This window comes from Sphingopyxis panaciterrae (assembly GCF_011762125.1).
Classification (GTDB): Bacteria; Pseudomonadota; Alphaproteobacteria; order Sphingomonadales; family Sphingomonadaceae; genus Sphingopyxis; species Sphingopyxis panaciterrae.
This window is the reverse complement of sequence record NZ_JAASQN010000002.1, coordinates 510,574-523,958: the sequence shown is the minus strand read 5'-3', so window position 1 is coordinate 523,958 and position 13,385 is coordinate 510,574. Positions and strand designations below refer to the sequence as shown.

Annotated in this window: 11 protein-coding genes; 7 read left to right on the top strand and 4 right to left on the bottom strand. The window is 63.2% G+C overall.

Annotated features, from left to right (window positions below):
* Positions 1 to 44: 44 nt before the first annotated feature.
* Positions 45 to 1,835: an ABC transporter ATP-binding protein gene (locus FHR22_RS10145; protein ID WP_166941718.1), complete on the bottom strand. Its 1,791-nt coding sequence runs from the start codon at positions 1,833 to 1,835 to the stop codon at positions 45 to 47.
* Complete coding sequence (locus FHR22_RS10140; protein ID WP_166941716.1) at positions 1,835 to 3,724, bottom strand: ABC transporter ATP-binding protein; 1,890 nt, start codon at positions 3,722 to 3,724, stop codon at positions 1,835 to 1,837. The genes FHR22_RS10145 and FHR22_RS10140 overlap by 1 nt, the downstream gene beginning before the upstream one ends.
* 136 nt (positions 3,725 to 3,860) lie before the next feature.
* Here FHR22_RS10140 and FHR22_RS10135 point away from each other — a divergent pair, with 136 nt between their 5' ends.
* The 7 genes from FHR22_RS10135 to FHR22_RS10105 all read left to right on the top strand — a co-directional run bounded on the left by FHR22_RS10135 (position 3,861) and on the right by FHR22_RS10105 (position 9,655).
* Positions 3,861 to 5,228, top strand: coding sequence for an LLM class flavin-dependent oxidoreductase (locus FHR22_RS10135; RefSeq protein WP_208417604.1), 1,368 nt, complete (start codon positions 3,861 to 3,863; stop codon positions 5,226 to 5,228).
* A gap of 35 nt (positions 5,229 to 5,263) precedes the next feature.
* Positions 5,264 to 6,259 carry a TauD/TfdA dioxygenase family protein gene (locus FHR22_RS10130; RefSeq protein WP_166941714.1) on the top strand — a complete coding sequence of 332 codons (996 nt, stop codon included), beginning with the start codon at positions 5,264 to 5,266 and terminating at the stop codon, positions 6,257 to 6,259.
* 263 nt (positions 6,260 to 6,522) lie between these two features.
* Complete coding sequence (locus tag FHR22_RS10125; RefSeq protein WP_166941712.1) at positions 6,523 to 6,936, top strand: rhodanese-like domain-containing protein; 414 nt, start codon at positions 6,523 to 6,525, stop codon at positions 6,934 to 6,936.
* A 106-nt stretch (positions 6,937 to 7,042) separates the two neighbouring features.
* Positions 7,043 to 7,495, top strand: a complete 453-nt coding sequence (locus FHR22_RS10120; RefSeq protein WP_166941710.1) for an RrF2 family transcriptional regulator — start codon at positions 7,043 to 7,045, stop codon at positions 7,493 to 7,495.
* A gap of 144 nt (positions 7,496 to 7,639) precedes the next feature.
* Positions 7,640 to 8,362, top strand: coding sequence for an ABC transporter ATP-binding protein (locus FHR22_RS10115; protein ID WP_166941708.1), 723 nt, complete (start codon positions 7,640 to 7,642; stop codon positions 8,360 to 8,362).
* 542 nt (positions 8,363 to 8,904) lie between these two features.
* Positions 8,905 to 9,324, top strand: a complete 420-nt coding sequence (locus tag FHR22_RS10110) for a hypothetical protein (protein WP_166941705.1) — start codon at positions 8,905 to 8,907, stop codon at positions 9,322 to 9,324.
* A 10-nt stretch (positions 9,325 to 9,334) separates the two neighbouring features.
* The gene (locus tag FHR22_RS10105) at positions 9,335 to 9,655 is read left to right on the top strand and encodes an amidohydrolase family protein (RefSeq protein ID WP_166941704.1); all 321 of its coding nucleotides are present in this window, start codon (positions 9,335 to 9,337) and stop codon (positions 9,653 to 9,655) included.
* A gap of 817 nt (positions 9,656 to 10,472) precedes the next feature.
* Here FHR22_RS10105 and FHR22_RS10100 read toward each other — a convergent pair.
* Together FHR22_RS10100 and FHR22_RS10095 are read right to left on the bottom strand one after the other, a co-directional pair.
* Positions 10,473 to 11,096, bottom strand: coding sequence for a TetR/AcrR family transcriptional regulator (locus tag FHR22_RS10100; RefSeq protein WP_166941702.1), 624 nt, complete (start codon positions 11,094 to 11,096; stop codon positions 10,473 to 10,475).
* A 48-nt stretch (positions 11,097 to 11,144) separates the two neighbouring features.
* On the bottom strand, positions 11,145 to 13,370 hold the full coding sequence (locus FHR22_RS10095) for a TonB-dependent receptor (RefSeq protein ID WP_166941699.1): 2,226 nt from the start codon (positions 13,368 to 13,370) through the stop codon (positions 11,145 to 11,147).
* Positions 13,371 to 13,385 lie beyond the last annotated feature (15 nt).

The window sequence follows — 13,385 nt, the reverse complement described above, 5'->3', positions numbered from 1 at the left end:
CATGAACGGGCGCCGGGGCATCCCGGCGCCCGTCTTGCTTTGGCTCAGCTGAAACTGCGGCGATAAAGGTCGGCGAAGATGCCGTCTTTCGCCAGCAGCGCCGCCGGGCTGCCCTGTTCGACGATAGTGCCGCGATCGAGGACGATGACGCGGTCGGCGTCGCGGACGGTCGCGAGCCGGTGTGCGATGATAAGGCTGGTGCGGCCGCGCTGAAGAACGCGCAGCGCCTCCTGGATGTCGGCTTCGACAAAGCTGTCGATGCTGGCGGTCGCCTCGTCGAGGATCAGGATTTGCGGATCGGCGACCAGCGCCCGCGCGAAACTCAGGAGCTGACGCTGGCCGAGCGACAGATTTTGCCCGCGCTGGTCGAGCGGCGTGTCATAGCCCTGGGGAAGCGCGACGATGAAATCATGCGCGCGGACCGCCCGGGCCGCGGCAATCACATCCTCGCGGCTGGCTTGCTCGCTGGCGTAGCGGATGTTGTCGAGCACAGACCCTGTGAAAAGGAATGGCTCCTGCAGGACGATCGCGATGTTGCGGCCGAGCGATTCCAGTGTCACGTCGCACACGTCGTGACCGCCGATGCGCACCTCTCCCTCCCACACATCGTAGAAGCGATGCGCCAGTGCCGCGATGCTCGTCTTGCCCGACCCGGTCGGGCCGACCAGCGCGACCACTTCCTTGGCCTCGATCCGCAGATCGAGAGCGCGGATGACGGGCAGGCCAGGCCGATAGCCGAAGGTGACCCGCCGGAATTCGATCACCGGGTCCGCGCGCCCCAGATCGATCGCCTGCGCCCGGTCCTGCAACGTCACCGGCACGTCGAGCACTTCGAAGATCCGCCGCCCCGCGGCAGTGGCCCGCTGGAGCATCGTATATTGTTGCGACAATGTCCTGATCGGGTCGAAGAAGCGTTGTACATAGAAGATGAAGGCGACCATTACGCCGACGTCGATACGGCGATCGAGCGCCAGTGCGCCGCCGCCCAGAACGATCACCAGCATCGCAAGGCCGGTGAGGATATCGACAATGGGCACCATCGTCTGGGCGGACCAGGACGACGCGATCTGCGCCTCGAAATTGGCGTCCACCTTGGCCTTATAGTCCTGGAGGTTGATCGCCTCCCGCCTTGCGCCCTGGACGACACGAACGCCGGCGATATTCTCCGCCAGCGCGCCGTTGACGATCGAGGAGGCGTCGCGGGCGCGGGCAAATGTCGCGCGCGCTCCGGGCACCCACCGGGCCCGGACAAAGGCCAGGGCGGGTATGACGGCCAGCGTCAACAGCGCCAGCCGCCACTCCATCGCGAACAACACGACGACGATGCCGCAAAGCAGAGCCATATCACCGACCGCGGTGATCGAGGTTTCGAAGAAGTCCTGGAGCGCGTTCACATCGCCTTGCAGGCGCGACATGATGCGCCCGACATGGGTGCGGTCTAGGAAAGCCAGCGGCAGCCGCTGCAGATGCTCGAACATCGCGCGGCGCATGTCGAAGATGACCCGCTGGGCAAGGCGCGCGGCGGTGACTTCATTGAGGTAGCTGGTGACCGCATTGATCCCGATCAGCGCGAGAAATCCGATCAGTATCTGGTCGAGGGTGAGGCTGTCGTGGCGCCCGGCGACGCTGTCCACCGCTTTGCGAATGAAGAACGGGAAGGAGACCTGCGTGGCGACGAACGCCAGCATGGCGAGAATCGCGCCGGCAAGCTGCCAGCGATAGGGGCGGATGAAAGCGCCTAACCGCTTAAGGCCGGGTTCGCCGGTCGAGGTAAAAGCATCGTCTCCCCGATCTTCGACGAGGCCGGGGCGCCGCGGTGCGGGCATGCTTGCCATCACGCGACCTCCTGCCGGCGGTCGGCGACATCCTCACGCGCATCGACGGCACCGCTCTTCTGCAACGCAAACAGCCTCGCATAATAGCCACGCGCCGCGAGCAATGCCGCGTGGGTGCCGCGCTCGGCGATATAGCCTTTTTCCAGAACGATGATCTCATCGGCATGGATGACCGATCCCAGATGATGCGCGATGATGATTGTCGCGCGGTCGTCCGTCACCGTCTGCAGCGCGGCGCGGAGCTGCTGCACGGTCCCGGCGTCGATGGCGGAGGTTACATCGTCGAATATCAGAACGGCGGGCTGCGGAACCAGACCGCGCGCGATCGCGATCCGCTGCCGCTGACCGCCCGACAGGCTTGATCCGCGTTCGCCGGCGGGACTGGCGTAGCCGCCGGGGAGCGCCGTGATGAAATCATGTATCTGCGCGGCGGCCGCGGCGTCGAGCAGGTCGCTCTCTTCGGTTTCCGGGGCAGCATAGGCGATATTGCGGGCGAGGCTGTCGTCGAAGAGGAATATGTCCTGCTGAACCAGTCCGACGGCTTTGCGCAGCGATGCGAGTTGCAGGCTGCGCACATCCTGCCCGTCGAGCGTGATACGCCCGCCGGTTACGTCATAGAAACGCGGGATCAACTGCGCGATCGTCGACTTGCCCGATCCCGACGGACCGACGATGCCGAGCGTCTGTCCGGGGCCGACGGTGAAGCTGATGTCATGGAGCGCCGGCGGGGCCCCGTCGCCCCCCGCATAGGAGAAGCAGACATTATCGAAGCGGAGTATGCCCGGGCCCTTGACCAGCGGCTGCGCGTCCGGCGCATCGCGAATCGCCGGTTCAAGGTCGAGTATCTCGAACACCCGCTTGCCTGAGGAGATGGCCCGGGCCGACGAATTGACGATCATTCCGATCTGGCGGACCGGGAGTTGGAGAATGGTCATGAAGGCAAGGAACTGGGTGAGCTGGCCGATGCTGATGACGCCTGCCTGCACGCGCTGCCCGCCGACCCAGAGCAGCAACGCCATCGCGAGATAATAGCTCGAATGGATCGTCGCCATCGACCGCGACCGGGTGACGATCCGCTGGTTCGCGAGGGCCAATGCCTCGCGTCCCGTCACATCGAACTTCGCCATCTCGAACTGCGCGGACGCGAAGGCGCGGACCAGCCGGGCGGCCTGGAGATTTTCCTCCATCACGCGCGTCAGGACCGCCAGCCGCTCCTGCAAACGGGTCCATGCCACGCGGAGCCGCAAGCCCATATTGGCGGCCCGCCAGGCGACGAACGGCACGAAGCTGAGCGTCAGCGCAGCCATTAGCGGGTCCTCGGCGAACAGGATCGCCGATCCCACCGACAAGAGCAGGACCAGGCTGATAAGGCGCTGCAGCCCGTTTTCGATGAAGCCGCGCACACCTTCTAGATCCAGCATGCCGCGCGTGATCAGGTCGCCTGAATGCACGCGGTCATGATAGTCGAAGCCGAGGCGTTGCAGCTTCTCGAAGAAGCCGACGCGCAAATCGCGCCCGACGCTTTGGCCGAGATGTTCGCTGGCATAGCCTGAAGCCATCTGAAGCGCTCCGCGAAGCACCGACGCGCCCAATACCAGCGCGCCGGTCCAGCCAAGCGCGCCGAGGGCGCCGCCGCCCGCGTCGGGACTTACAAGCAGATGATGTGTCTGATCGACCGCCCGCCCGAGCAGTCCCGGCGTCAGCAGGTTAAAGAAGGCGGCGCCAAGGCTGGTGATGGCGGCGATCGCGAAGCGCCGACGATAGCGAAACGCGAGGCGAACGACGCGCCAGAGCACAGCGGGCGCTTCGCGCGGCTCGATGTCGAGCCGCCGGAGAAGATCGCGCGCAGGGTCGTCCGTGGCGGACAAGGGTCGGAAGAGGGGGCTCATATCATATCGATTAGATATGAAAATTTGGATCGACAAGATATATTGCAATATTTTTGCAGGAATATGAAGGATTATAATCTTGACTAATTTAGTATGATATGAACATTCTGGTTCATTGCCGTAGCAGGAGCCAATCATGACCCGCACTCGCCAGATTCGCCTGGGCGCCTTCATTCAGGCGACAGGTCACCATATCGCCGCTTGGCGCCACCCGGATGCGCAGGCGGACGCCGGCCTCAATATCGGACATTATCGCGACCTTGCCCGGACGGCCGAGCGTGGCAAATTCGACTTGGTGTTTGTCGCCGACAGCCCGGGCAGCGGTGCCGAGGAGGACCGCGAGTCCGCAGCGCGCGACGGCAAGAGCGCCAAGTTCGAACCCGTGACCCTCTGGGCGGCGCTCTCGCAGGTGACATCGCATCTGGGTTTCGTCGCGACGGCATCGACCACCTATGAGGACCCCTATAGCCTAGCGCGAAAATTCGCCTCGCTGGACTGGATTTCCGGTGGTCGGGCGGCATGGAATGTCGTCACTACCGGTTTCGACGTGTCGGCCAACTTCGGCCGCGATTCGCATATGGAGCATGGCGACCGCTATGCGCGCGCCGAAGAGTTTCTTGAGGTCGTCAGGGCACTGTGGGATAGTCATGCGGACGATGTCTTCGTGCGTGACCGTGAGTCCGGCATCTACCTCGACGTCGACAAGCTGTATCCCGTCGATCATCGCGGCGCTCACTTCAACGTACGCGGCCTCCTCAACATCGGCCGCCCACCTCAGGGCCATCCGGTGATCGTCCAGGCGGGCGCGTCGGAGTCCGGCCGGGCGCTCGCCGCGCGCACCGCCGAAGTCATCTTCACTGCCAATCTGACGATCGAGGATGCCCAGACCTTTTACGCCGACCTGAAGCGGCGTCTTCTCCAATTTGGACGGGAGGCCGATCAGTTGCTGATCATGCCCGGCATCTTCCCGGTGCTGGGCGGTACCGAAAAGGAAGCCGACGACAATTATGAATATCTCCAGTCGCTGATCCATCCGGCCACGGCCTGGAACATCCTGCAGCGCCGCTATGAGGGCGTCGATCTCTCGGGCTACTCACTCGACGATATCGCGCCGCCGCTTCCCGTCCACACGAATGGCAACCAGAGCCGGCTGAAACTCGTCACGGATTATCTCGAACGCGAGCGACCGACCCTCCGCCAGCTCTATCGCACCATGTCGACTGGTCGCGGCCACCGCGTCGTCGTCGGCACGCCCGAACAGGTCGCCGACGGTATCCAGCGGTGGTTCGAGCGGGGCGCGGCCGACGGCTTCAATATCATGCCGCCGATCCTGCCGACCGGCCTCAGCGATTTCGTCGATCAGGTGGTGCCCATATTACAGCGACGCGGCCTGTTCCGGACCGAGTATGAAGGCGCGACCTTGCGCGAAAATCTCGGTCTCGCGCGGCCCGCGAACGGAGCCGTGCTCGCCGCGGTCAGCGAACCACGCGGCAACGTGGCCTGAATCATGTCCATCATCCCCCAGCCGAAGGAATATGCATGTCCGTTTCCGTCCTGACAAAGCAGCCGCCCGCCGTCGATGAAGCATCGCGGCTCGCTTTCCATCGCGTGACGCCGGTGATCGGCGCCGAGGTGACCGGCATCGATCTGACGCGCCCGCTGGACACCGAAACAATAGCCAAGCTACGACGCAAGCTGGTGAAATATAAGGTCCTCTTTTTTCGTGACCAGCCGATCACCGACGAGGATCATGTCCGCTTTTCGCAATATTTCGGCGGAGTTACCCCGGCGCATCCGATCACCAACGGCCGCGCTGGCGGGCCCATTCAGATCATGGAGAATGTGAAGAGCCGCATCGACGCGCGCCAAAGCGTCTTCTCCGACGTTGAAAAACAGCATCACCGCGCCTTTCATCGGCCCCGCCCGGGCCGCGGCTGGCATACCGACATCACGTTCGTGACCAACCCCAGTGATATCTCCTTCCTGCGCAACCACCAGTCGCCGGAATTCGGCGGCGATACCGCATGGGTCAATCTCGAGGCCTTGTACGAGAGTTTCTCGCCCGCCTTTCGCGAGCGGCTCGACGGACTCCGGGCCGTGCATGGGCGCGACGATGCGCTGCGGGGCTTTCCGCCGCCGCCGCGCGACGATGGTCGGTCGACAGGCCCCTATCTGTCGGTGCATCCGCTGGTTCGCGTACACCCGGAAAGCGGGAAGAAGGGGCTGTTCCTCAGCCCCGGCTTCATCAAATATATCGAGGGTTATAGCGAGCGGGAAAGCGATGCGCTGCTGACTTTCCTGACCGAGGAATTGTCGGCGCGTCTTGACCTTCAGGTCCGCTTCCGCTGGACCCCGAACGCGCTTGCGGTCTGGGACAACCGCGCGACCAGCCACTGGGGGCCGATCGACGGCGAACATTTCACCGACGAGCGGATCGTCCGCCGGACCACGGTTGGTACCAGCGTACCGGTCGGCCCGGATGGTTTTACCTCGCGCCAAATCGCCGGCGAACGGTTTTTCACGCTCGAAGACTGATCCGGCGGCGAGAATCGGACGGAAGGGGGCGGCCGCGGGTGCGGCGGCTGGTCTCCCTTCGTCCTGAAACCCTATCTGTTGGGCGCAACAGCTATTCTCATTTCAATTGTCGACTAATATGGTAGATAAATTGCAGATCGCTTGATCGATCGGCGATGGCGCCTCGCGTCCATTCGCTGGCGGTCTATGACTGAGCCCCGCGCTGGCAGGTCGACCGCGTCCGTTTCGGTCAAGCTCCGCCAATTTTTCCAGGGGGTAGCGCCATGCCCGACTATCGTGACCTTCATCGCCTCTCGGCGTTAGCGCGTGGGCGCATCACCGAGATCTCGCCAGCGGAGGCGCGCGTCATGATCGCCGAAGGCGCGCTTCTGATCGATGTGCGCGACGATATGGAATTGTTACGCAACCCGCCGCTCGCCGGTGCCATCCATATGAACCGCGGGCGGCTGGAATATCTGATCACCGATGCAGTATCGAGCAAGGATGAGGTGCTCGTGGTCTATTGTGCCGGCGGTCACCGCGGGGCTTTAGCGACGGCGAGCCTGCTCGATATTGGCTATACAAGGGTGTTCAACGTGCGCGGGGGGCTGCACGGGTGGCGAGACGATGCGGGTCAGGTCTGGGTGCCCAGCCCGCTCGCCAGCGGCAGCAACTTCGGCTTTGCGATGTCCGGGTGAGGGCAGCATCAAGGTGACCTTGCCGGCCGGCGTTGCAGAATTTCACATCATGCTTATAGACTAAGTATGACTGACGCGTCGCGCGCGGTCGTATTGGGATTTTCGCATGCTTTCGCAACGCAGCCGTTACGCCCTGAAGGCGCTTCTGAACATCGCCCGAAATGGCGGCGTTCGCCAAGTAGCGGCGATATCCACCGAAGAACAGATTCCGCGCAAGTTTCTGGAAGCGATCATGGCGGACCTGCGTCGTGCCGGGCTGGTGCGAAGCACCCGCGGCGCGGTGGGTGGTTATGCGCTCGGCCGCCCCGCCGACCTCATAACTTTCGCCGAAGTCATGCGCATCACCGACGGGCCGATCGCCTTGCTGCCATGCGTCAGTCGCAATTTCTATCAGCGTTGCGAGGATTGCCCCGACGAACATGCATGTCAGCTTCGAAGCCTTTTTTCGGAGGTGCGCGACGCCGTAACCGGCATCCTAGACAATCGCACGCTGGCCGACGCGCTGCGCGACGACCGGCGCCGAGACGGTGCTGCGGTTGGTGAAGAAGTGATGGGCTAGGCGCCCTGCACGCAATTTTCCGTTATCCCACGAACAGCAATTTGTCTCCCGCGGTCGCGTTCCGCTTGACTCTCTATAATTTCCTATCAGATTGGTAGAGATTGTAGGACTGGCATGTGCAGGTCCATCCGTGAGGAACCTGTGATGAGCGCTCTTGTTGTCCGTGTTCGAAATCTGGTTCGGCGCTTTACGCAGAAGGGCGTGCTGAACGGCATCGACCTCGATATCCATCAAGGCGAATTCGTCGCGCTCTTGGGAAAAAGCGGTTCGGGCAAGAGCACCTTGCTTCGTGCGCTCGCCGATCTTGATCATGAAGCGCGCGGGAGCGGGGAAATCGAGGTTCCGGAACGATTGTCCGTCGTCTTTCAGGATGCCCGACTACTTCCCTGGAAGGGGGTGCTCGACAATGTGATCCTCGGCCTCGATGGCCTACAGGCCGCGGCGCGCGGGCGCCGGGCGCTGGAGGAAGTCGGTCTTGCTGGGCGCGAACTGTCGTGGCCCTTCGAGCTGTCAGGCGGGGAGCAGCAGCGCGTGGCGCTCGCGCGATCACTGGTGCGCGAACCCGCGTTGCTGCTCGCGGACGAACCCTTCGGGGCGCTCGATGCACTGACGCGGATCAAGATGCACGAACTGGTCAAACGACTGTCCGCAGTCCATAATCCGGCCGTGCTGCTGGTCACGCATGATGTGGATGAAGCCATCGAACTCGCAGACCGTGTCATCGTCCTGGACGAAGGCGTGATCGTTGCGGACGTCTCCACCGAATTGCCGAACGAGCCCGGGCTTCGCATACACCGCATATCCGAACTTCGGATGGCCCTTTTGCACCATCTTGGGGTCCGGCCGACCGTTGAACTTGCGAGCTGAAGCTTTCTATCGCCACCGCTGCTTTCCGTGGAACCGAGCCTAAGAGCGGACGGGCCGCTGTCAGCCGGAAATCCGTCACCGTTGGTGGCTCGGGTTTGCAGGAGTGACGAGATATTAGAAGCGCACGGCCCACAATCGCTCGTAATCCGTCATCGCAAAAATCCACGAACGGTCACGAAAAGTTTACCCGTCGAGACTGCTTTGTCGAGATTGCGAGCCTCAGTGCGGAGGCTATATGCGCTGAAGCCGCCTGCCGCTGATGCCCCAGTAGCAGGCCGGTAGTCCCGGCGGCGTCCAGCCCTCCCTGGCGTGGCGCTGTCGGGACGTTAGACGCACAGGATCGCGCTCGGTTCCCCTGATAGCTGAGGCGCTGCAATCCGCGGCTTGGTTGGATGAGGACGTCGGGATCCTCTTGATGCGATCGAGCCCGACTTTACGTCCAATTCTCCCGCCGCTGCTCCACTAGCTCCCCGCCGACCAGCCGCCACCTGAGTCGAAAAAGGCGTCTCGCTCGCGTAGCGTGACCGCGTGACCCCGACGCGATGGAACGGCTCATCGATGCAGCGCGCGACGCCTCGCGTCGCAATATCCAGAAGCTTCGCGACCGCCGGGACACCGCGATTACCGAAGCCGGGAAGCTCCGCGCCGAAATCGCCGAGGTGACCGAGCGCCGAACGCGCGCGGAGCAGGGGCAGATTACGCTCGATCCTTGCACGGTCGCGCTCATGAGTAAGCTCAGCGAAGCCCGGATGAAGTCGTGCAGGCTCTGCGAAGTCGCCGAGATCGTCGAAAATGATTGGCGCGAGGCCGCCGAAGCGCTGCTCGGACGCGACCGCGAAGCGATCATCGTCGAGCCCGACGAAGCCGCCCGCGCGGTCGAAATCCTCCGTGGCAACCGCGACAGCTATAGGGGATGCCGCATCGTCAACACGCGCCGGCTCGCCGACCATGGTCGAGAATAGGGCCTACGCTGTGCCGACGCTTGCGATCCTCGGCGCTTTCCTTGCCAAAGGCCGGCAGGCGGGGCTGGGCGAGGAGAATATGGAGAAGCTTGAAAAAGTTGCCAGCTGCGCGGCCGACAGCGTCCGGCTGCTTCGCCGGTCCGGAATTCCGATCGGTTTCGGCACCGATTTGTTCGGCAAGACGCATGGCAACGAACTTACCGAGTTCGGGTTGCGCAAGGGACTCGAGACACCGATCGATGTTCTCCGTTCTGCCACATCGGTGAACGCGCCGATTCTCGGTAAGTCGGGTGAGCTTGGCTGTATCGCCAAAGGGCCCTCGCCGACATAATCGCGGTTGACGGCGACCCCCTTGAGGACATTGCGGTGATGGAAGCGCCCGAAGCGGTCGTTTTTGTGATGGTGGACGGGCGCATCCACCGGCAGCTGCAGCGGTAGAAATTTTTGCAGGGTCTGCAGCCAGGCCTGACGCGGCTTTCGTAGCGGCGGAGGCCGGCGCCAATGTCCGCATCGACGAGGACTGCGCTGCAGGGCTGTGCCGGGATAAGCTCCGACATCCCGGCACACCGAATAGCGGCGCCTGGCATCGTGCGGGTTCGCGAAATATTATCAGGGCGTCTCGCCGCCCGCTTCGACAAAACGGCCCGAAACCGCATCGGGGCCGAGCAACGCATATTCGATCAGCAATCTTGCGCCTTCTTCGTCCGACGTGAAGCCCTCGTGGCCGGTCAGGTGGGCGCGCGCCTGTGACCCAATTGTCTTGAAGATTTCAGGGGAGGGAAGGTTGTCGGCGGAGCAATCTGAAAACGTTTCGCCGTATCTATGGTCGTTTGATCGAAAATGGAACAGATCGTCCCGATAAGGCCCGCTACAGCCCAGGTAACCGGTGGTGATTTTGTTGATAGATGGACGGTTTTTGAGTTTTAAAGCTAATAAAATAGATACTTGAAATATTCGAGTCCTACTGCTCCTGCCAGGCTGGCAAATTTGTTCATTTTGCGCTCTTGGCCGCCTCGATCAGCCGCTGATCCGAATATTCGCGGCCGGCCACTGCGGCGAATGCGGCGGCGACATCTGTTTTCCGGTCAGCGCGGGCATGAATGATGCCAGGTCGACGTGCCGCTTATTCAGGCCCCGGGAACCCATCGTCAGGGACCGAAAACCAGTTCGAGCATATGGGCTTTCCAGATCGCGACGGATCGCTCGATCAAAGCCATGTCCGGATTGCGGATAAATTCGACCGTCAGGCCGCGCGTGACGGCGTTGTTGAGCAATTGCAGCGTCTGATAGGCCTGATCATTGTCGATGCCCGCCGCGCGCAGGATCATATGGCCCCACAAACGAACCCGCCGGTCGAAGCGCCGCGCGCTCGGCCCGACTTCCTGGTCGAGATCGGGGTCGTTGCGCCGGGCGAGGTGAATCTCCAGCACCGCCGCCATTTCGGGGCGGCTGACCATCTGATAATTGGCGTCGATCAGATTTTCCATCGACTGGCGGGGCGTGGTGCCGCGGCGGATGGCGCCGGTATAGATCTGCGTACGATAGGCAGCGAATTCGGCGGCGACCGCGGCCATCAGCTTGGCCTTCGACGGGAACTGGTGCTGAATGGCGCCGAGGCTCATGCCCGCCGCATCGCGGATCGCGTGCATCGTCGCGCCCGAATAGCCTTGCGCGCAGAGCACGTCGCGCGCCGCGGCGAGCACCTTGGCGCGGGTCGCGGCGCTGCGGTCGGCCTGGGTGCGGCGGGGTTTGGTCGCGGTGGCGGTCGTCATGTCTTGCTCATCTGCGGTCGCTCTTGCCCGAAGGATAGGCCGGCCGCATCAGAATTCCACCGTCGCGTTGACGCCGATGGTCCGCGGCCGGACGACGCCCGTTCCCAGCGCGCCATTGACGTTGCGCGGCAACCCCGCAACACCGAGCAGCGCCTGCGTCGAGGTCACGCCGCCGCTGTTCGTCAGATTATTGGCATAAGCGCTCAGCATATAGCGCCCGAAGTCGATCCCGGCGCGCAGGTCGATCACTTCATAGGCCTTCACGCGGGGGAAGTGCCCAAAGGCGGCGAGGTACGCGGGATCGAAACCGCCGCTCTGGCGCGAAAGCGAGCGGATCGAACCGCCGATCGAGGCGGTGACGCCGGATCCCAATTCCCACTGATAGTCGGCGTTGAAGTTGACATTGTATCTGGGGGTGAAGGGCAGGCGATCGCCCTTGACCGCGCCGACCGCCAACGGATCGGTATCGCCGCCGAGCCGCGCGTCGGTGAAGGTGAAGCCGATCGAGGTCGTGAAACCCTTCGCCGGGCGCAGCGTCGCGGCGATTTCGGCGCCGTCGACCCTGGCGCTCGCGCCGTTGACGTTGACCCCGAAACCATTGACGACAGCGGCGAGCTGGATGTTCGTCCAGTCGATATGATAGAGCGCGGCCTCGATCGACGCGGTCCGGTCGGCAGTGTCGCCCTTGAACCCGATTTCATAGCTGGTGACCGTATCGGGTTCGAAGGTCCGCGGCGTGCCGGGGGGCGAGCCGATGGGGATGACATTGGGGCCGCCGGGACGATAGCCCTTGGCGACGCGGGCATAGAGCGACGCTTGCCCGCCGAACTTGATCTTCGGGGCGACCGACCAGGTGAAGACATTGTCGGACGAGCGGACGTCGTCGATCACCGCGGCACCCAGCAGGACGCCGTCGGTGACCTGATCGGCGCGCTGGCTGTTGTGGCTGTAGCGGCCGCCCAGATCGATGTCGAACCAGGGCGCGAGATGCAGCGTCGCATTGGCGAAAGCCGCGATCTCCTTGTAGCGCGAAGCGAGGTTGAACACCGCGAGGTCATACGGAAGGTCGATCGGCGTCAGCACGCCGGGCGTCCCGGGCACCGCGGTCTGGAGATTCTGGAAGATGCGCGCCTTCTCGTGCGTGTAATAGCCGCCGATCATCCATTCGAGAAAATCGCCGCCGTTCGATGCCAGCCGCAGCTCCTGCGTCAATTTGCGGCTTTCGGTAAGCTGGTCGAAATAGACATAAGTGCCGAGCACCGGGCTCAGATTGGCCGTATAATCGGCGCGGAACGACTGGAGCTGCTCGCCGTAACTCGTCGCCGAGGTCAATGTCGCCGGGCCGAAATCATATGCGATCGTGCCGTTGTAGAGGCGGTATTTCACATTGCTGAAGGTCGGCAGATATTCCGATTGCGTCAGGCCGCCATAAAGCGGTTTCAGCGTCGCCGGGTCCGCCTCGACGACGCCGGGCGCATCGACATAGAGATTCTGGAACAGCGCGCTCAGCCGCACGCTCAAATTCGCGCCGGGTTTCCAGAGCAGCGAGGCGCGGCCGCCGTAATTTTCGAAATCGTTGATGTTGCTGCGGACGTTCGATCCGGCGGTGCCGATCGAATCGATAGTGCCGCCTTGCTTGCGGTACGAACCCGATGCGCGAAAGGCCAATGTCTCGCCGAGCGGTACGTTGATCATCGCCGCGCCGCGATAGGAGGCGTCGCCGCCGTCGGTGAATTCGACCCCGCCAAGCAGTTTCGCTTCGAACCCGGCGGTCGAAGGCTCGTTGGTGACGAACTTCAACAGGCCGCCAAGCGAGCTGGCGCCATAGAGCGTCCCCTGCGGTCCGCGCAGCACCTCGATCCGCGCGACGTCGAACGAGTCGAAATCACCGGCGAGTTCGGACGCATTGGCGAGCGCGGTGCTCGAACCGAATGGCGTTTCGTCGACATAGACCGCGACGGTCGATGCGACCCCGCCGGTGTTGATACCGCGCAGCACGAGCCGTCCCTGGCCGGGCGTGCCCTGGACGAGTTGCAGGCTCGGGACATTCTTCAGATAGTCGGCGAAACCGGTCGCGCCCTGCCGTTCGAGCGTGGCGCCCGATACGACCGACACCGATTGCGGCACGTCGATCAGCGTCTGCGACCGTTTTTGCGCGGTCACGACGATTTCGTCGGCGATGCCGGTATCGCCATCCTGCGCCGACGCGATAGCCGGCACGGCGAGGGCAAGAGCCAGCGCGGTGCCGCCAAGGGCCTTGGTGAGATGTCGCATTTTCAGTCCCCTTGT

What these genes read in the sequence shown, in the direction of transcription:
- FHR22_RS10130 (WP_166941714.1), top strand. Translation starts at nt 5,264, where the DNA reads ATGTCCGTTTCCGTCCTGACAAAGCAGCCGCCCGCCGTCGATGAAGCA.
- FHR22_RS10115 (WP_166941708.1), top strand. Translation starts at nt 7,640, where the DNA reads ATGAGCGCTCTTGTTGTCCGTGTTCGAAATCTGGTTCGGCGCTTTACG.
- FHR22_RS10145 (WP_166941718.1), bottom strand. Translation starts at nt 1,835, where the DNA reads ATGGCAAGCATGCCCGCACCGCGGCGCCCCGGCCTCGTCGAAGATCGG.
- FHR22_RS10140 (WP_166941716.1), bottom strand. Translation starts at nt 3,724, where the DNA reads ATGAGCCCCCTCTTCCGACCCTTGTCCGCCACGGACGACCCTGCGCGC.
- FHR22_RS10095 (WP_166941699.1), bottom strand. Translation starts at nt 13,370, where the DNA reads ATGCGACATCTCACCAAGGCCCTTGGCGGCACCGCGCTGGCTCTTGCC.
- FHR22_RS10100 (WP_166941702.1), bottom strand. Translation starts at nt 11,096, where the DNA reads ATGACGACCGCCACCGCGACCAAACCCCGCCGCACCCAGGCCGACCGC.
- FHR22_RS10135 (WP_208417604.1), top strand. Translation starts at nt 3,861, where the DNA reads ATGACCCGCACTCGCCAGATTCGCCTGGGCGCCTTCATTCAGGCGACA.
- FHR22_RS10110 (WP_166941705.1), top strand. Translation starts at nt 8,905, where the DNA reads ATGGAACGGCTCATCGATGCAGCGCGCGACGCCTCGCGTCGCAATATC.
- FHR22_RS10120 (WP_166941710.1), top strand. Translation starts at nt 7,043, where the DNA reads ATGCTTTCGCAACGCAGCCGTTACGCCCTGAAGGCGCTTCTGAACATC.
- FHR22_RS10125 (WP_166941712.1), top strand. Translation starts at nt 6,523, where the DNA reads ATGCCCGACTATCGTGACCTTCATCGCCTCTCGGCGTTAGCGCGTGGG.